At 74.3% G+C, this 17,015-nt stretch carries 17 protein-coding genes and 1 pseudogene; 11 read left to right on the plus strand and 7 right to left on the minus strand.

Annotation, left to right across the window (positions count from 1 at the left end; genetic code table 11):
- Positions 1 to 21: 21 nt before the first annotated feature.
- Genes ABD284_RS04185 through ABD284_RS04195 form a run of 3 tightly spaced genes read left to right on the plus strand, consistent with a single transcriptional unit; the run spans position 22 to position 2,233 of the window.
- Positions 22 to 1,044 carry a ring-cleaving dioxygenase gene (locus ABD284_RS04185; RefSeq protein WP_344141019.1) on the plus strand — a complete coding sequence of 341 codons (1,023 nt, stop codon included), beginning with the start codon at positions 22 to 24 and terminating at the stop codon, positions 1,042 to 1,044.
- Positions 1,041 to 1,733, plus strand: coding sequence for an alpha/beta hydrolase (locus tag ABD284_RS04190; protein WP_344141020.1), 693 nt, complete (start codon positions 1,041 to 1,043; stop codon positions 1,731 to 1,733). Before ABD284_RS04185 ends, ABD284_RS04190 begins: the two co-directional genes overlap by 4 nt.
- Before the next feature lie 26 nt (positions 1,734 to 1,759).
- On the plus strand, positions 1,760 to 2,233 hold the full coding sequence (locus ABD284_RS04195) for a MarR family winged helix-turn-helix transcriptional regulator (protein ID WP_344141021.1): 474 nt from the start codon (positions 1,760 to 1,762) through the stop codon (positions 2,231 to 2,233).
- Positions 2,234 to 2,332: 99 nt separating this feature from the next.
- Here the strand turns inward: ABD284_RS04195 and ABD284_RS04200 are convergent, their stop codons facing one another.
- The 4 genes from ABD284_RS04200 to ABD284_RS04215 form a co-directional block, all read right to left on the minus strand.
- Positions 2,333 to 2,929, minus strand: coding sequence for a TIGR03086 family metal-binding protein (locus ABD284_RS04200; protein ID WP_344141022.1), 597 nt, complete (start codon positions 2,927 to 2,929; stop codon positions 2,333 to 2,335).
- The gene (locus ABD284_RS04205; RefSeq protein WP_344141023.1) at positions 2,841 to 3,779 is read right to left on the minus strand and encodes a helix-turn-helix domain-containing protein; all 939 of its coding nucleotides are present in this window, start codon (positions 3,777 to 3,779) and stop codon (positions 2,841 to 2,843) included. The genes ABD284_RS04200 and ABD284_RS04205 overlap by 89 nt, the downstream gene beginning before the upstream one ends.
- A 356-nt stretch (positions 3,780 to 4,135) precedes the next feature.
- Positions 4,136 to 4,573 carry a VOC family protein gene (locus ABD284_RS04210; RefSeq protein ID WP_344141024.1) on the minus strand — a complete coding sequence of 146 codons (438 nt, stop codon included), beginning with the start codon at positions 4,571 to 4,573 and terminating at the stop codon, positions 4,136 to 4,138.
- Position 4,574: 1 nt separating this feature from the next.
- A complete protein-coding gene (locus ABD284_RS04215) occupies positions 4,575 to 5,159 on the minus strand; it encodes a DinB family protein (protein ID WP_344141025.1) in 585 nt (194 codons plus the stop codon).
- Between the two features lie 61 nt (positions 5,160 to 5,220).
- Here ABD284_RS04215 and ABD284_RS04220 point away from each other — a divergent pair, with 61 nt between their 5' ends.
- Positions 5,221 to 6,180 carry a helix-turn-helix transcriptional regulator gene (locus ABD284_RS04220; RefSeq protein WP_344141026.1) on the plus strand — a complete coding sequence of 320 codons (960 nt, stop codon included), beginning with the start codon at positions 5,221 to 5,223 and terminating at the stop codon, positions 6,178 to 6,180.
- A gap of 138 nt (positions 6,181 to 6,318) precedes the next feature.
- Entirely contained in the window at positions 6,319 to 7,212 is an 894-nt protein-coding gene (locus ABD284_RS04225) for a metallophosphoesterase family protein (protein ID WP_344141027.1), read from the plus strand.
- An 85-nt stretch (positions 7,213 to 7,297) separates the two neighbouring features.
- Here the strand turns inward: ABD284_RS04225 and ABD284_RS04230 are convergent, their stop codons facing one another.
- A complete protein-coding gene (locus tag ABD284_RS04230; RefSeq protein ID WP_344141028.1) occupies positions 7,298 to 8,176 on the minus strand; it encodes a LysR family transcriptional regulator in 879 nt (292 codons plus the stop codon).
- A gap of 83 nt (positions 8,177 to 8,259) precedes the next feature.
- Between ABD284_RS04230 and ABD284_RS04235 the strand changes: the two genes are divergently transcribed.
- Positions 8,260 to 8,985: an SDR family oxidoreductase gene (locus ABD284_RS04235; protein ID WP_344141474.1), complete on the plus strand. Its 726-nt coding sequence runs from the start codon at positions 8,260 to 8,262 to the stop codon at positions 8,983 to 8,985.
- A gap of 222 nt (positions 8,986 to 9,207) precedes the next feature.
- Positions 9,208 to 11,343 (plus strand): intein-containing Rv2578c family radical SAM protein, encoded by a 2,136-nt coding sequence (locus ABD284_RS04240; RefSeq protein WP_344141029.1) that lies wholly within the window; start codon positions 9,208 to 9,210, stop codon positions 11,341 to 11,343.
- Between the two features lie 23 nt (positions 11,344 to 11,366).
- Here ABD284_RS04240 and ABD284_RS04245 read toward each other — a convergent pair whose 3' ends face one another.
- The gene (locus ABD284_RS04245) at positions 11,367 to 12,266 is read right to left on the minus strand and encodes an endo alpha-1,4 polygalactosaminidase (RefSeq protein ID WP_344141031.1); all 900 of its coding nucleotides are present in this window, start codon (positions 12,264 to 12,266) and stop codon (positions 11,367 to 11,369) included.
- 225 nt (positions 12,267 to 12,491) lie between these two features.
- Between ABD284_RS04245 and ABD284_RS04250 the strand changes: the two genes are divergently transcribed.
- Together ABD284_RS04250 and ABD284_RS04255 are read left to right on the plus strand one after the other, a co-directional pair.
- Entirely contained in the window at positions 12,492 to 13,103 is a 612-nt protein-coding gene (locus ABD284_RS04250; RefSeq protein ID WP_344141033.1) for a DUF4232 domain-containing protein, read from the plus strand.
- Positions 13,104 to 13,375: 272 nt separating this feature from the next.
- Positions 13,376 to 14,424: pseudogene (locus ABD284_RS04255) on the plus strand (GTP-binding protein).
- A gap of 97 nt (positions 14,425 to 14,521) precedes the next feature.
- On the opposite strand, the gene ABD284_RS04260 reads toward ABD284_RS04255, so the two are convergent.
- Entirely contained in the window at positions 14,522 to 15,022 is a 501-nt protein-coding gene (locus tag ABD284_RS04260; protein WP_344141035.1) for a DUF2000 domain-containing protein, read from the minus strand.
- Positions 15,023 to 15,183: 161 nt separating this feature from the next.
- On the opposite strand from ABD284_RS04260, the gene ABD284_RS04265 reads away from it, so the two are divergent.
- Complete coding sequence (locus tag ABD284_RS04265) at positions 15,184 to 15,699, plus strand: Lrp/AsnC family transcriptional regulator (RefSeq protein ID WP_344141037.1); 516 nt, start codon at positions 15,184 to 15,186, stop codon at positions 15,697 to 15,699.
- A 217-nt stretch (positions 15,700 to 15,916) separates the two neighbouring features.
- On the plus strand, positions 15,917 to 16,969 hold the full coding sequence (gene sigJ / locus ABD284_RS04270) for an RNA polymerase sigma factor SigJ (protein WP_344141038.1): 1,053 nt from the start codon (positions 15,917 to 15,919) through the stop codon (positions 16,967 to 16,969).
- Positions 16,970 to 17,015: the final 46 nt, after the last annotated feature.

The following is a 17,015-nucleotide window of genomic DNA, read 5'->3' on the forward strand; positions in this document are numbered from 1 at the left end:
CCAAACCGGAGGGGGCCGACCATGGACGTGCGACCGGCGGGGCTGCACCACGTCACCGCCATTGCCAGCGACCCGCAGGCCAACGCCGACTTTTATCTGAACGCGCTGGGCATGCGGCTGGTCAAGAAGACCGTCAACTTCGACGCGCCCGACACCTACCACCTGTACTACGGCGACCGCGCGGGCAACCCCGGCACGATCCTGACCTTCTTCCCCTGGCCCGACGCGCCGAAGGGGCGCCTGGGCGCCGGCCAGGCCACCACCACGTCCTTCTCGGTGCCCGAGGGGTCGCTGGGCTGGTGGCAGCGCCACCTCGCATCCCTCGACATCGAGACCAGCCGGCCCGCCGAGCGGCTCGGCGAGGACGTGCTGAGCCTGCGCGACCCCGACGGCCTCGTCATCGAACTGGTCGCCGGCGCCGACTTCCACGACACCGACCCCTGGGACGGCGCGGGAATCCCGGTCGAGTACGCCGTCCGCGGCATCCGCGGGGTCACCCTGACCGAGCACGACCTCGACGCCACCGCCGGCATGCTCAACGGCAAGCTCGGCTTCGAGCTCGCCGCCGAGCTGGGCGGCCGCTACCGCTTCCACACCAGCGAGGCCGGCCAGGGGGTCGGCACCGTCGTGGACGTCCTGGCCGACCGCGGCGCCCGCAACGGCCTGGTGGCCGCCGGCACCGTGCACCACGTCGCCTACCGCGCCCCCGACCAGCCCACCCAGGTCCGCTGGCAGCAGAGCCTGGCCGGCGACGGCGTGGGCGTCACCGAGATCCGCGACCGCTCCTACTTCACCTCGATCTACTTCCGCGAGCCCGGCGGCGTCCTGCTGGAGATCGCCACCGACGGCCCCGGCTTCGACTACGACGAGCCCCTGCTGCAGCTGGGCCGCAGGCTGAAGCTGCCGCCGTGGCTGGAGCCGCAGCGCGACGAGATCGAGCGGCACCTGCCGGAGCTGGTCGTCGGCGAGCACGAGGACTCCGCCCACGAGGACTCCGCCACGCCGGCCGCCGGCGCCGCGAGCGGCGACGAGGCCGCCCGATGAGCGCGGCCGCCGACTTCCACCACGTCTACGTGCCCGCCGAGGAGCCGGGGCGGCCGACGCTGCTCCTGCTGCACGGCACCGGCGCCGACGAGCACGACCTCCTCGGCCTGGGCCGCGCCCTGGCGCCGGGGGCGGCCCTGCTGTCGCCCCGCGGCAAGGTCAGCGAGAACGGCCTCAACCGCTGGTTCCGTCGCCTGCGCGAGGGCGTCTACGACACCGAGGACGTCATCGCGCGCTCCGGCGAGCTGACCGGTTTCGTGGAGTCCGCCGTCGCCGAGTACGGACTCGACCCGCGCGGCGTCGTCGCGGCGGGCTTCTCCAACGGCGCCAACATCGCCGCGGCCACCCTGCTGCTGCACCCCGGCGCGCTGGCGGGCGCCGCCCTGTTCGCCGCCGCGGCGCCGCTGCAGGACCGCGAACCCCCGATGGCCGACCTGTCGGGGACCCCGGTGTTCCTGGGCGCGGGCCGCATCGACCCGATGACCACCATCGAGGAGGCGCGGCTGCTCACCGGCCAGCTGCGCGAGCGCGGCGCCGCGGTCACGCTGCACGAGCACCGCGGCGGCCACGAGCTGCCGGTGCCCGTGCTCGACGCCGCACGCCGATGGCTGGCCGAGAGCGGTCTCGCCGGTTCGCCGGCTCCGGCGGACGGGCCGCCGGCCGCCGGTGCCGACGGCGGGACCGGGTAAGGGCGGGCGTGAGTACGATGGCGCCCATGACCGCAGGGGAGGAGGGCGTGCGCTGGCTCGACGCCGAGGAGCAGTCCGTCTGGCGCTCGCTGCTCCGAGCGCAGTCCCGCATCGAGGAGGAGCTCGACCGCGATCTGCAGGCGCGCAGCGGGGTCAGCCTCGTCGAGTTCGGGATCCTCGTCGCCCTGTCGGAGGCGCCCGGCATGCGGATGCGGATGCGGGTCCTGGCCGACAGCGTCATCGTGTCCAAGAGCCGCCTGTCCCACCAGATCACACGGCTGGAGCGCGCCGGCTACGTGCGCCGCGAGCCCTGCGAGGAGGACCGCCGCGGCTTCTGGGCGATCCTCACCGACCAGGGGCTGAAGGTGCTGCGCGAGGCCGCCGGCGGGCACGTCACACGGGTGCGCGAGCGCGTCTTCGACCGCCTCACGCGCGAGCAGGTGCGCCAGCTCGGCGCCGTCATGCGGCTCCTGGAGCCCGGAGACGGCGCCGGAGGCTGACGAGAGGCTGCCCGCCCCTCCCGCCGACCCCGGGGGCCGCACCCCGGGGGACCCGGCCGCGCGCACGCCCGGCGCGCGCGGCCCGACCGAGCGCCCGGATCAGGGGCGGCGGCCCAGGTAGGCCAGCATCCGGTCCTGCTCGGACGCGGACTCGGGCACGCTGACCTCGGGACCGCAGACTCCCTCCATACGCAGGGTCTCGCCCAACTGGCGCGCGCTTTCGAAGACGCGGGCGACCTCGGCGGCGGGCAGGGTCTCGTCCTGCCCGGTGGCGCGGGCGAGGTCCCAGGCGTGCACGACCAGGTCGAAGCCGAGGAAGTCGTCGATCGTCCGCGCCAGGCTGGTGCGGCCGAAGTAGCCGTCGAACTCCGTGGCCGCCTGCTCCGGGTCGTCGAGGACCTCCTGCAGGGCCGTGCGCGCTTCGTGCCAGGCGGCGACCGGGTCGTCCTCGACCCGGATCCGCAGGTCGATCGCGATCCCCACGTGGCCCGGCATGTTCGTGTGGTTGTCGATCATGTGGCGCAGCAGGTCGCGCGCCGTCCATCCGGCGCACGGCGTCGGGGACTCCCAGCGGCCTTCGGGCACGCCCTCGACCCGCCGGGTGAACTCAGCGGACCGTTCGCGGTAGCGCTCGGCGGTCTCCGCGGTGTCGGGCTGGGGTGTATCGGCGTTCGTCGCCGTGTTCGCGGTGTCCATGGCGACGATTCTGCTGGGGCCCGGCGCCCGCGGTCGTGTACGGATCGGACACCGCGGCGGGGACGATCCCGGCGCCCAGCGCGGCGGCGGGCAGCGCGCCGCTGTGCCCGCCGGACCGGCGCGGTTGGCGGCCGACGAGTTCGTGCGGTGGGGCTCCGCCGAGGTCGCGGCACTCGCGGTACAGGTGCGACTGGTCGGTGAACCCGGCGGTGTGCGCGAGACCGGCGAGGTCGGCGGGCGCGGCCGGGTGGCGCGCCAGGCGCAGGAACCGCTGAAGGCGCAGGATGCGGCGCAGGACCGAGGGCCCGTAGCCGAACGCCGCCGTGCTGCGCCGGTGGAGCTGGCGTTCGCTCAGCCCGGTCTCGGCGGCGAGCGCGGCGACCGGTGTGGAGGGGTCGGCGGTGAGCATGCCCGCGACCGCGGTGACGACCGGGTCTGCGGGCGGGATGTCCCGCCGGCTGCTGCGGACCAGGTTTTCCAGCACGGCGACGCGCTCACGGTCGCCGCCGGCCTCGTCGAGTTGTTCGAGCAGTCGGCGCCGGCGGGCCGAGCCGAGGACGTCCTCGATCGGGATGCGGCGCTCGCGGGCGGCGGCGGTGTCCAGCCCCAGCACGGCGCCGACGCGGCCCGGGCGGAAGCGGACGCCCACCGCGGCGGTGCCGGGCGGCAGGGAGAACGTCCATCCGGTGGTCTCGGGACCGCACACGACGAGGCGGCCCCCGTCGATCCACAGCACGTCCACGCACCCGTCGGGCACCAGGCGGTGGCGGCCCTCGATGCGCGCGGTCCAGCTCAGTACGAGGTCGTCGGCCAGGTCCGCCGCTACGGGCTCGGGCGTGTACCAGGTCATGGCTCCCCTCCGGTCCGGCGGCGGAGGCGACGGTCGCGCGCGTGCGGGACCGCGGCCGTGCGCCGGTTTCAGCGGGGCCCGGGCGATCGGCCGCCCGGACGTCCGGCGGGTCTCCTACCGGCGCGCGGTCCCACGCCGCACGGGCGTGCGCCCGGGGCCCCGCAGCCCACTCTAGTGCTGTGACCGGCGACGTTCACCGGGTTGACCGTCGGATCGCGCCGTTGTCGGCCTTGGAGGTTCCCACGACCGCGCCCTGGCCGTCGGGGCGTCCGATCGCACGGCGGCGCGGAGACCGGTAGCCGGCGCGGTGCGCGGCGGAGCCCGGTACCGGTCGCCGGTACCGCCGCGCATCCGCGTCAGTCGAGGCAGAACTCGTTGCCCTCGGGGTCGGCCATCACGATGTGGCCGGCCCCGAGCGGCGGTGCGGGCTCCTCGCGCCTGATCCGTGCGGCGCCGTGCGAGGCGAGCCGCTCGGCTTCGGCCTCCAGGGCCGCCATCCGCGCGTCGCCGTCGAGCCCGGGTGCGGTTCGCACGTCGAGGTGCACCCGGTTCTTGACCTGCTTGCCCTCCGGCACCCGCTGGAAGAACAGCCGCGGCCCCGAGCCCGCGGGGTCGACCACCGCCGAGGCGTCGTTGCGCCTCTCCGGCGGCACGCCCATCGCCTCCAGCGCCTGCTCCCACGTCGCGAAGCCCGCGGGCGGGTCCTGCACCTTGTATCCCAGGGCCTCGCACCAGAAGACCGCCAGTGCGGCGGGGTCGGCGCAGTCGAGCGTGATCTGGATGTCGCGGGCCATGTCAGCTCGCCTCCTGCCGTGTGTGTCGGCGGGTGTGCAGGTACAGGTCGCGGAGCAGGCACACCTCCGCCATGTGGTGGATCACTTCGCGGTTGATGTGCGCGACCAGCTCCGCCATGGAGTGTTCCGCGTACTCCCCTTCCGCCTCGCCGCACGGGCGGGCGAGGCCGCTTTCCCCGAGCGACTCGACCCCGGCCTGCCACGCGGTGTACTCCGCGTCGAGCTGGGCCAGCGCCGCGGTCGCCGTCTCGGCGTACTCGAACGACCAGTAGTCGACGGGCGCGCGGCCGAAGTGGGAGGCGTTGCGCATCGCCAGCACGCCCACGATCACGTGCCCGAGCCGCCAGGCGATCGTCGTGAGCGGTGCCGGGTCGGGCTCGGGAAACGCGAAGTCGATGGTCATCGCGCCGGACCCGCCCTGCACCGGTGCCGTGCCGGTCCCGCGCGGGCGCACGTTCCAGCAGTCCTGCGCCGGCTCCCAGAAGTACTCGTCGTCGGTGAGCCCGTCGAGGCGCCCGCGGAGCTGGTTGCTCCAGTGCCAGTCGAGCTGCTCTCTCAGCAGGCTGTTCCATGTGTGATCGGTCATGGCTCCAGCCTCCTCCCAATAGCGGACAGGACCGTTCCGTGATCTGTGGAACGATGCGTTTATGACCGTCGAAGCGACGACCGAACGCGTGCTGCGGCTGCTGGCGCTGCTCCAGCGGCGGCCGTCCTGGACCGCCGCCGAGCTCGCGGCCGAGCTGGGGGTCACCGACCGCTCGGTGCGCCGCGACGTGGAGCGCCTGCGCGCGCTCGGCTACCCCGTGCAGGCGGCGCCGGGCGTCGGCGGCGGCTACCAGCTCGGCGCGGGCACCCGGCTGCCGCCGCTGCTCTTCGATGACGAGGAGGCGACCGCGACGGCGGTCTCCCTGCGGCTGGCGTCGGGCGGCACGGTCGCCGGAGCGAGCGAGGCGGCGCTGCGGGCGCTCGCGAAGCTCGACCAGGTGATGCCGCCCCGGCTGCGCGCCGAGGTGCGGGCGGTGCACGGCGCCACCGAGATCCTTGTCGGCCCCGGCGTCGAGGTCGACGCGGAGGTGCTGGTGACACTCGCGCGCGCCTGCCGCGACGCCGTGCGGGTGCGGTTCGGCTACGTCGGCCGCGACGGCCAGGAGAGCGAGCGCACGGTCGAACCGGTGCGGATGGTCACCACCGGCCGCCGCTGGTACCTGATGGCCTGGGACCCCGACCGCGACGACTGGCGCACCTTCCGGCTGGACCGGATGCGCGAGGTGGCGGCGACCACGTGGCGCTTCCGTGCGCGGGAGCATCCGGACCCGGTCGCCTACGTGCAGCGGTCGGTCACCGGGGCGCCGTACCGGTACCTCGCCCGGGTGCGGATCCACGCCCGCGCCGACCAGGTGCGGGCGCTGGTTCCGCCCCAGGTCGCGCGCGTCGACGACGACGGCGACGGGTGGTGCCTGCTCGTCGGCGGCGCGGACGAGCTGGAGTCGATCGCCATGCACGTCGCGCGGCTGGGCTTCGAGGCGGAGGTCCTGGACCCGCCTGAGCTGCGCGAGGCCGCCGCCGTGCTCGCCCGCCGCCTCGCGGCGATGGCCGGGACGGACTGAGCGCTGCGGCCGGTCCGCGCGCGGACCGGCCGCAGGGGTGCGTGCCTGAGGGCCGGGTGCACGGGTTCGCGGAGAATGTCCGAGACTGTTCGGATGACGGCAGACGAGCCGAACCGAGCCTGGGAGAGCCGAGGGCCGATGCCCGAACCGAACGCCGCCGACGAGCCCGCCGGACACGCCGACCACGCCGGAGCCGCGGGCGATCCGCGCCTGCTCGCCATCAGCGACCTGCACGTGTCCCACAGCGGCAACCGCGAGGTCCTGGAGGGGCTGCGCCCCTACACCGGCGGCGACTGGCTGATCGTCGCCGGGGACGTCGCCGAGACCCCCGCCGCCGTCGAGGAGGCGCTGCGCATGCTGCGCGAGCGGTTCGCCGAGGTGGTGTGGGTGCCCGGCAACCACGAGCTGTGGACCACTCCGCGCGACCCGCTGCAACTGCGCGGCGCCGAGCGCTATGAACAGCTTGTGGACATCTGCCGGGGCCTGGGCGTGCACACCCCTGAGGACCCGTTCCCCGTGTGGCGCGGCGCGGGCGGCCCGGTCACGGTGGTCCCGCTGTTCACCCTCTACGACTACACGTTCCACCCGCCCGGCACCTCCACCAAGGAGGACGGGCTGGCCTACGCCCGCAGTACCGGCGTGGTCTGCACCGACGAGTTCATGCTCCACCCCGACCCCTACCCCTCCCCCGACGCCTGGTGCCGGGCCCGGCTGGAGTACAGCGAGCGCCGCCTGGCCGAGGTCGACGGTCCCACGGTCCTGGTCAACCACTACCCGCTCGTGCGCGAACCCACCGACGTCCTCCACTACCCCGAGTTCGCCCAGTGGTGCGGCAGCGTCCACACCGCCGGATGGCACCTCGCGTACGACGCCGCCGCGGTCGTCTACGGCCACCTGCACATCCCTCGGACCACCTACCACGACGGGGTCCGGTTCCAGGAGGTCTCGGTGGGATACCCGCGCGAGTGGCGGCGCCGCCCGGTCCCCGACAACCGCCTCTACCAGGTGTTCCCCGCACCGGCGGAGGGCTAGCGGCCCGTCCCGGCGGGCGCCCGCTCTCCGGCCCGCCGGGCGGATCCCCCCCGGTGGCCGGTCCGACAGGAGCTTGAGGGGGGCCTCAGTCCGCGGGCGCGGGCTCCGCGGCGCGGCGGAGCCCGGCCGCTGAGCGGACGAGTGACGCGACCTCCGGTGAGCGGCTGCTCGGCGGCCACGCGATCACCGTGGTGACGTCCGGCGCGTCGACGACGGGCACCGCGACGTGCTCGGGCCACTGCCAGGCGCGGCTGGAGGCGGGGATGACCAGCAGCGTCCTGCCCAGCGCAACGAGCTGAGCGAGCTGCGACTGGGTGTGCACCTCCGGTCCGGGCCCCTCCGGGTAGGACCCGTCGAGCCGGGGCCAGCGAGCCAGCGGCAGGTCCGGCACGTCGCGGACATCGGCCAGGGTGAGCCGGTCGCGCGAGGCGAGCGGATGCCCCGCGGGAAGGAGCGCGATCTGGCCTTCGACGTAGAGGTCCTCGGTGTCGAACCCGGCGAGGTCGTCGAAGGGCCGGTGCATGAGGGCCGCGTCGGCGCGCCCGTCGCGGAGCAGCCGCGCCTGCTCGCCGACCTCGCACAGCAGAACCTCGACCGATGGCGCTTCGGGATCGCTCGCGAGCGCGTCGAGGAGCCGCTGCAGCAGCTCGTGGGACGCTCCGGCCTTGGTCACGAGCACCAGCCGCCGCGTCGGATCCCCGGCACGCCGCGTCCGATGCGCGGCGGCCGCGACCGCGTCGAGGGCCGCTCGGGCCTCGCCGAGCAGCACGCTGCCGGCGTAGGTCAGCGCCGCTCCCCGGCGGTCCCGGTCGAAGAGCCGGACGCCGAGCCGCTGCTCCAGCCGGCGGATCGCGCGCGAGAGCGGCGGCTGCGCGATCCCCAGCCGAACGGCGGCGCGTGCGAAGTGCAGCTCCTCGGCAACGGCGACGAAGTACCGCAGCTCGCGGGTCTCGAGATCGTCCACGTGCGGAGCCTACCGCCTGATACCGGGCGAGTATCACAGCCGAGCGAATCGGTCTTGGACGGCGAGCGCGCGGCTCGCCGAGTATTGGTCCCGTGAACGACACGAAGACCGCGCTGGTCACCGGCGCGAACAAGGGAATCGGCTTCGCCATCGCACAGGGCCTGGGAGCGGCCGGCTTCACGGTCGCCGTGGGCGCGCGCGACGACGCCAGGCGCGAGGAGGCCGTCGACCGCCTGCGTGCCGCGGGCGCCGACGCGTTCGGGGTCGCCCTCGACGTCACCTCAGACGACAGCGTCGCCGCCGCGGCCGCGGCCGTCGAGAAGGCGGCGGGACGGCTCGACGTGCTCGTCAACAACGCGGGCATCTCCGGCCGGACCGACGACGGCATACAGGACCCGACGACGCTCGACCTCGACGTCGTCCGCACCGTCATCGACACGAACGTGCTCGGGGTCGTCCGGGTGACGAACGCGCTTCTCCCGCTGCTCCGCCGCGCCGACTCGCCGCGCATCGTCAACATGTCGAGCAATATGGGTTCGCTGACACTGCAGACCGGTCCGATCCTCGCCGCGTACGCACCGTCGAAGTCGATGCTCAACAGCCTCACGGCGCAGTACGCCCGCCGGCTCGCCGACACGAACGTCATCGTGAACGCCGCCTGCCCCGGCTACGTCGCGACCGACTTCACCGGCTTCAACGCGCCGCGGACGCCCGAGCAGGGTGCCGCGATCGCGATCCGGCTCGCCACCCTGCCCGACGACGGACCGCGCGGCGGCTTCTTCGACGACGAGGGCGCCGTCCCCTGGTGACCCCGGACGGGCGGGAGCGAAGGCGCCGGCCCGCATTGCACCGCCCTCCCGCCCATCACCGCGCCGCGGAGTTCCGCAGTTCACGCGGCGCCCACTCGGCGGTCGAAACCCCGGCTTCACGGCCACCGCGGCCCGGAGCGCGCGTGCGGCCGTGAAGCGCCTCGTCACAGGCCCGTGGACGGCCACTGGACACGCATTCGAACCTGTGTTCGTATTGAGGGCATGCGATGGGAATCCTTGCGTGACCAGCACGACGAGCCCGCGCTGTTCGAGCGCGCGGACGTCGCGCCCGAGCCCTCCGGCACCGGGCGGGCCGGGCTGGCCGATCCCGGACCCGGGCCGGTCCTCGGCGGCGACGGCGGCGACGCCGTGGCCGTCGAGATCCGCGCCCGATCGATCATCAACCGCGTCCCCGGCGAGGCCGCGGTCCCGTTCCGCTGGACCGTCAACCCCTATCGGGGCTGCAGTCACGCCTGCGTCTACTGCCTGTCCGGCGACACCCCGATCCTCATGGCAGACGGCCGGACCAGACCGCTGGCGGAGATCAGGGTCGGCGATCGGATCTACGGGACGCGCCGCGCGGGCGGCCGCCGGCGCTACACACCCACGACGGTGCAGGCGCATTGGACGACGGTGAAGCGCGCCTACCGCATCACGCTGGCCGACGGCACGGTGCTGGTGGCCAGCGGCGACCACCGGTTCCTCACCGGCCGCGGCTGGACATACGTCGCCGGAGGCGCCTCCGGCCACCGCCGCCGGCCGCACCTGACCGAAGGGACCGGGCTGCTGGGCACGGGCCGCTACGCGGATCCGCCTGAGGGCGCCGGCGCCTACAGGAGGGGCTATCTCTGCGGGATCCTCCGCGGCGATGCGCCTCCCGGCGGTTTCGGCCATCCGGGAACGGGGCGTCCGGCCGACGGAGCCCGCGTGTTCCGACTCCGCCGGGCGCTCGCCGACGGCGAAGCGGCGGATCGCGCCGCAGGCTGCCTCGCCGGTCTCGGCGTGAGCGCGGTCCGCTTCGACCCCGCCGCCGCGCCGGAGAACCGGCGAGCGATCACGGCGATCCGCACCGCGCAGGGCACCTCGTCCGAGCGCATGTCCGAGATCGTGGAATGGCCGGTCGCACCGTGCGACGAATGGCGCAAGGGGTTCCTCGCGGGGGCGTTCGACGCCGAAGGCGACTGTTCCGAGGGCGTCCTGCGCATCTCCAGCGCCGACAGCGAGATCATCGCGGCGGTCGGCCTGAGCATGAAGCACTTCGGCTTCGAGCACACCGTCGAGGAACCCGCCGCGGTGTCGGGCGCGCAGGTCGTGCGGCTCACCGGAGGTCTGCGCGAGCGGCTGCGGTTCCTCCAGACGACGGACCCCGCGATCACTCGAAAGCGCGGTATCGACGATGCCGCACTCGAGTCGGACCCCCGGCTCGACGTCGTCTCGATCGAGGACACCGGCGAACTACGCACGCTGTACGACATCACGACCGGAACGGGGGACTTCCTCGCGAACGGCGTGGTGAGCCACAACTGCTTCGCCCGGCGCACGCACGAGTACCTGGACCTCGACTCCGGACACGACTTCGACTCCAAGATCATGGTCAAGGTCAACGCCGGCGAGCTGCTGCGGCGCGAGCTGGCCAACCCGCGGTGGGCGGGCGAGCCGATCGCGATGGGCACCAACACCGACCCCTACCAGCGGGCCGAGGGCCGCTACCGGCTGATGCCGCAGATCATCGCGGCCCTGCGCGACTTCGCCAACCCGTTCTCCGTCCTCACCAAGGGGCGGCTCATCCTGCGCGACCTCGACCTGCTCGAACAGGCGGCCCGGGTCACCGACGTGGGCCTGGCGGTGTCGGTCGGCTCCCTCGACGAGGACGTATGGCGCACCGTCGAGCCCGGCACCCCGCGCCCCGCCTCGCGGCTGGACGTCGTCCGCCGGTGCGCCGACCGCGGGCTGAGCTGCTCCGTGCTGATGGCGCCGATCCTGCCCGGCCTGACCGACTCCGCCGAGCAGATCGAGGCGACCGTCGCCGCGATCGCCGAGTCCGGCGCCGCTAACGTCACCCCGATCCTGCTGCATCTGCGCCCCGGCGCGCGCGAGTGGTACATGCGGTGGCTCGCACGCGAGTACCCGCACCTGGTGCCGCGCTACCGCGAGCTGTACCGCCGCGGCGCCTACGCTCCCAAGCCCTACCGCGACCTGGTCGGCGCGCGCGTGCGCGACGCCGCACGCCGCCACGGCCTGCTGCGCCCCGACAGCGGCGACACGCCGCGCCACCGCCCCGCACCGGCCGACGGCTCCGCTTCGGCGGTGTCCGACGGCGGCCGCGCCGGCGGCGAGCAGCTGACGCTGCTCCAGTGACGCGCACGCGAAAGGCGGATCCCCTACGAACTCCAGGCTCCGCCGAACTCGTCGCAGGTGGCGTGGACGTACTCCGCGGACTCCGGCGTCGCCACGTCCAGGTCCCGCAGCACCGCCGAGACCCCGAGGTCGCCGAAGGAGCAGGCGGCGGGCATGTCCTGCTCGCGGTACTCCACGTCCAGCACCCGGTCCGGATACGCGCCGGCGTAGACGTCGCACTCGTTCCAGCGGCCGCACTCCTCGGTGACCGCGAAGTCGAAGCCGGCCACGGGACCGCCGTCCGCGTCCCGGATCAGCTCTGCCGCGTTCTTCTGCCCGGCCGCCAGGCCTTCGCGGTGGGCGCGGGCCGTCAGCAGCTCGGCGAACCCGACCGCGTCCGCGCGGTCGAGCAGCGACTCCGAACGCGTCCACGAGTCCAAATTGTCCAGCTCCACGGCGTCGAACCCGTCCTGAGCGCAGCCCCGGATCCACGCGCCGACGACCTCCGCGGCCGCTTCGCGCTTGTCCGCGGTCGAGATGTCGATCAGCGCCTCGTCCCAGTCGGAGTCGACGACCAACTCGCCGTCGGCGTCGCGCAGCAGCAGGTCGGGACGGCTTTCGCGCCACTGGTCGAGCTCTCCGGGCTGGACCTGGAACCCGTTGACGTAGCAGACGTTGTAGACGCCGTCGGCGGGCGCGTCGAGCCGGTCCCGGATGACCGCGTCCGCGCCCTCCGGCAGGGGGTAGGCCCCGCCGATCTGGTAGTCGAAGGCCGCGTGCGCGGGCGGCGGCTGGGGGGAAGCGGCCTGCTCGCCGGAGGAGTCGGCGGACTCCTCCGCGGCGGCCGGCCGTGCGCTCTCCTCTCCGGGCCCGCTCGGTGCACAGGCGGCGAGGGCGAGCAGGGCGGCCATCGGGAGGGTGCGCACGGCGCTCCGCACAGTCATGGCAGCAAACCTACCGCCGTTCGGCCGCCCTCGGGCGCCCGCGTGCGGTGGTACGGCGGCGCCCGCGAAGCGCGCCGGCACACCCTGCCGAGATTCGGTTTACCTGCGGCGACGTCCGGTTCAGGCCGTGTTCTCGGCTCCGCTTCACGAACAGGCGCGCCGAAGCGGCGGTCACAACAGTGACAGCACAACAGCCCGGACGGAATCGTCCGCGAAGGGGGAGCGATGTCCGCACGCACGTTCACGACCGCCGCCGCCCGCAGTCTCCGCACCGCCGTAGTCGCCGGGGTGGCGGTGCCCGCCCTGCTGGCGGGTGCGCCGCTCGCCGCCGCCGACACCGCCGGCACCGTCGGCACCGTCGGCACCGTCGGCACCTCCGGCGCGGGGGACTCCGGGACCGGGCCCGACTGCGGGTTCCACCGTTTCAAGCTGATCGAGAACGGCCGCAACGCCGCGGCCGGCACCATGGCCTTCGACTTCGCGCTCGCCCGCGTCTCCGACGGCGCCGGAGCGTGCCTGATGCCCGGGTCGGTGGAGGTGCGCTGGGTGGACGGCGACGGCGAGCAGGTCGGCGCCTGGGCGCGCCAGCGCAGCGAGCCCGGCGAACCGTTCGTGCTCGACGAGGGGGACGTCGCCGAGTTCACCATGTTCCACGCCACCACCGGCAACTACGTCCCCGAGGAGTGCGAGCCCACCGAGGCCGCCGGCATCGAGTACGCGATCGGCGAGAGCGGCGAACTGTCCTACGCCGGGCTGGGCCCGGGGCTGACCGTCTGCGCCGATTCCGAGATCCAGGGCACGAGCCTCTCTCCGGTGACACCGAGCCCGTACAACTGAGGCCCCCGGTTCCGCCCGACCGCCGCGCGTCCGCCGAAAACCCGTTGCCGCCGCGCGGACCGCGGTGGATCATGGCGGGCATGTTCCGGCACGCCTCCTCGCTCACGCCCGCGGTCGCGCGCGCCGCGGAGCGTGCCCGGAGCGCGGCCTCGCTGCGCGACCTGTTCGACGGCGCCGAGCGCTGACCCCTTCCCGGTCGTTGTGATGCGGCCCGGCGGGAAGGGGTGGGCACGGCGCGGGCCGCTTCCGCAGCGAGCATCGAGGGAACCACCATGGCCAAGAAGGCCTTCGTGCGGACCAAGCCGCACATCAACATCGGCACGATGGGGCACGTCGACCACGGCAAGACCACGCTGACCGCGGCGATCACCAAGGTGCTGAGCGAGTCGGCGGGGGCCGACTATGTGCCCTTCGACCGGATCGACCGGGCGCGCGAGGAGGCCGCGCGCGGCATCACGATCAGCATCGCCCACGTCGAGTACGAGACCGCCACCCGGCACTACGCGCACGTCGACATGCCCGGCCACGCCGACTACGTGAAGAACATGCTCACCGGCGCGGCCCAGCTCGACGGGGCGATCCTGGTGATCTCCGCGCACGAGGGGGTCATGCCGCAGACCCGCGAGCACGTGCTGCTCGCCCGGCGGGTCGGGGTCGCACACGTCGTCGTCGCGCTGAACAAGGCCGACGGCGCCGACCGCGAGCTGGCCGACCTGGTCGAGTTGGAGGTGCGCGAGCTGCTGGCCGAGCACGGCTATCCGGACTCACCCGTCGTGCGGGTCTCCGGCCTGCGCGCCCTGGAGGACGACCCGGTGTGGACGGCCTCCGTGGCCGAGCTGCTCCGCGCCGTCGACGAGCACGTGCCGGTGCCCGAGCGCTACACCGACGCGCCGTTCCTGCTGCCGGTGGAGGGCGGGCTGTCGGTGACCGGTCGCGGCACCGTCGCCACCGGGTCGATCGAGCAGGGAAGGGTGGCCGTCGGCGACACCGTCGAGGCGGTCGGCGCGGGCAGGTCCTCGCGGCCGTGGGCACCCAGTCGGCCCACCACCGCTTCGCCGCCCGGGTCCACCTGCTCACAGCCGAGGAAGGCGGCCGCCGCACCTCCATCGGCGACGGGTACCGGCCGCAGCTCTACATCCGCACGGCCGACGCGCCCGGGCGGCTGCGGCTGCGCGGCGCGGAGCGCGCCCGTCCCGGTGAGACCGTCGACGTCGAGGTCGAGCTGGGCACCGCCCTGGCCATGCGCCCGGGCCTGGGGTTCGCGATGCGCGAGGGCGGCAGGACCGTCGCCGCCGGGACGGTGACGGAGCCGCTGGACTGAGACCCGACGTCGGAGTCCAGCGAGGGGGAGGGGCCGCGGCCCCTTCCCCTCGTGTGTCGCGGGCTCCGAGGGCGCCGGAGCGCCTGCCCGGCCGCCGTCACGTGAACAGCGGCAGGCGCCCGACGATCTTGTCGACCTTGTTGCGCGGGCCGACCAGCGCCACGCCGTGGTAGCGGAGGTCGTCGGCGCCGGTCTCGGCGAGTGCGTCCAAATACCCGCTGTAGACGCGGCAGACCTGGGCCAGCGAGGGCATGTCCACGACGAGCAGGCCGGACTTGCTCAGGGCCTTCTCTCGGATGCCGCTCACCTCGGCGGTGTCGCCGGCCAGGACGGTGCAGCCGGTCCAGGGCAGCCCGCGGTGCGCTCTGCCGGAGGCGTCGGCGCCGCCGGGGCCGATCATCTGCGGCACCTCGCGGCCTACGGCGGCGGCCAGGCAGCTCGCGGTGTTGGCGACGAGGCCGGGGTCCAGGCCGCGGTCGATCACCATCACCCACTTCACCCGCAGGCCGCGGGTGGGGGTGTCGATGTCGACGTCGTCGGGGTCGAGTCGGAACGGGGTGGTCTCCGCCGGGTCCGGGCGGGTGAGCTGGTCGGTCATACGGTTCCTCGGCCTGGTCGCGGGCGTGGTGCGGCGCACCGCGCGCGTTGCGCGCGCAGGAGTTCCGGGCGTTCGACATACGCGTACTCTGAACGAAGCTAGCCATACGTGCGACGTCTGAAAAGCACTGCCGAACTTCGTTCGGCGAAGGAGCGGAAACCGTGGAGCTGGACGAACTCGACAGGGCGATTCTGCGCGAAGTGCAGAAGGACGCTCGGCGCACCAACCGCGACCTGGCCGCGGCGGTCGGCGTCGCACCGTCGACCTCGCTGGAGCGCGTGCGGTCGCTGCGCGAGCGCGGCGTGCTGCGAGGATACCGGGCGGAGGTGGACCTGGAGGCCATCGGGCGCGGCGTGCAGGCGATGATCGCGGTGCGCATCCGCCCGCCGTCGCGGCGCAACATCGAGTCGTTCCGCGAGTGGGCGGCACGGCTGCCCGAGACCGTCGGCCTGTTCGTGACCTCGGGCAGCAAGGACTTCTTGATCCACGTCGCGGTCGCCGACACCGACGGCCTGTACGCGTTCGTCATCGACCGCCTGACCGAGCGCCCGGAGGTCGCCGACGTGGAGACCAGCGTCGTCTACGAGCACATGCGCACACCGGCGGTCGAGCCGGTGCGGCCCCGCGGCAAGGCGTCGGGCCGGGGTCGGGGAGCCGGCGAGCCCCGGACACACTGACCGATGGCGCCCGGCCGACGACCGGAAGCGGCCACCCGCACCGGGCGGACGTGCGTCCACCCGGGCCGCGCAGGCACCACGGCGACGCCTACCGCGGCCACGCCGCCCGCACCGGCGGCTTCGTGCCGCTCGTCGGCCGCCTCCGCCCCCTGACAGGCCGGGCCCCGATCGGGCGGGGCAAAAACCGTGATCCACGACGGCGGCCTAGCATCGTGCTGTGGCCCCATCGCGATCCGAGCCCGACCCGCGGCCCGCCGACCCCGCGCCGGCGGACGGCGGCGGCCGGACAGGCGCCGACCCCGCCGGGGCCGCGTCCGCGTCCGCAGCGGCGGGCGCTCCGACCGCCCCCATGTCCGGGGCGGCCAAGGCGGAAGTGTTCGCCGAGCAGCGCCCCCGGCTGCTCGGGCTCGCCTACCGGCTGCTCGGGTCGGCGGCCGAGGCCGAGGACGCCGTCCAGGACGCGTACCTGCGCTGGAACGGAGCCGATCCCTCGGTGGTGCGGGTACCGGCGGCCTGGCTGACCAAGGTGGTCACCAACCTCTGCCTGAACCGGCTCACCTCCGCGCGGGCGACCCGCGAGCGCTACATCGGCCCCTGGCTTCCCGAACCCGTGCTGACCGACAGCGGCGCGCTCGGGCCGATGGAGACGGCGGAGCAGCGCGACTCGGTGTCAGTAGGCGTGCTGGTCATGCTCGAACGGCTGACCCCGCCCGAGCGCGCCGTTTTCGTGCTGCGCGAGGCGTTCGGGCACACGCACCGCGAGATCGCCGAACTCCTCGACGTCGACGAGTCCCATTCGCGGCAGCTGCTGCGGCGCGCCCGCGAGCACGTCGGCACGCCGCAGCGCCGCTTCACGCCCGACTCCGCCCAGCAGCGGCGGCTTCTGGAGCGGTTCTTCGCCGCCGCCGCGGAGGGCGACGTCCCGGCGTTGGAGCGGATGCTCGCCGACGACGTCACCGCCTGGGCCGACGGCGGCGGCCGGGTCCGCGCCGCACGGAACCCCGTCGCGGGCCGCTCGAAGGTCGCGCGCTTCACAGCCGGGGTGAGCACGCTTCCCGAGACGACGGGACTGGAGATCGAGCTGCGGCCGGTCAACGGCGAGCTCGGCGCGGTGCTGCGGGTCGGCGGCGAGCTGATGGGAGCCACCTGGCTGGAGGTGGGCCCGGACGGGCGGATCACGGCGGTCCGGGCCGTGCTGCATCCCGAGAAGCTGGAGTTCCTCGCGGGGCAGGTGGCCGCGGAGCATCGGGACGCCCGGACCGACGGCTGAGTCGCCGCCGATCGGCCGAGCCGCCGCATCCGCGTGCGAGGCGCGA

It is taken from the genome of Streptomonospora arabica (genome assembly GCF_039531585.1).
Lineage (GTDB): Bacteria > Actinomycetota > Actinomycetes > Streptosporangiales > Streptosporangiaceae > Streptomonospora > Streptomonospora halophila.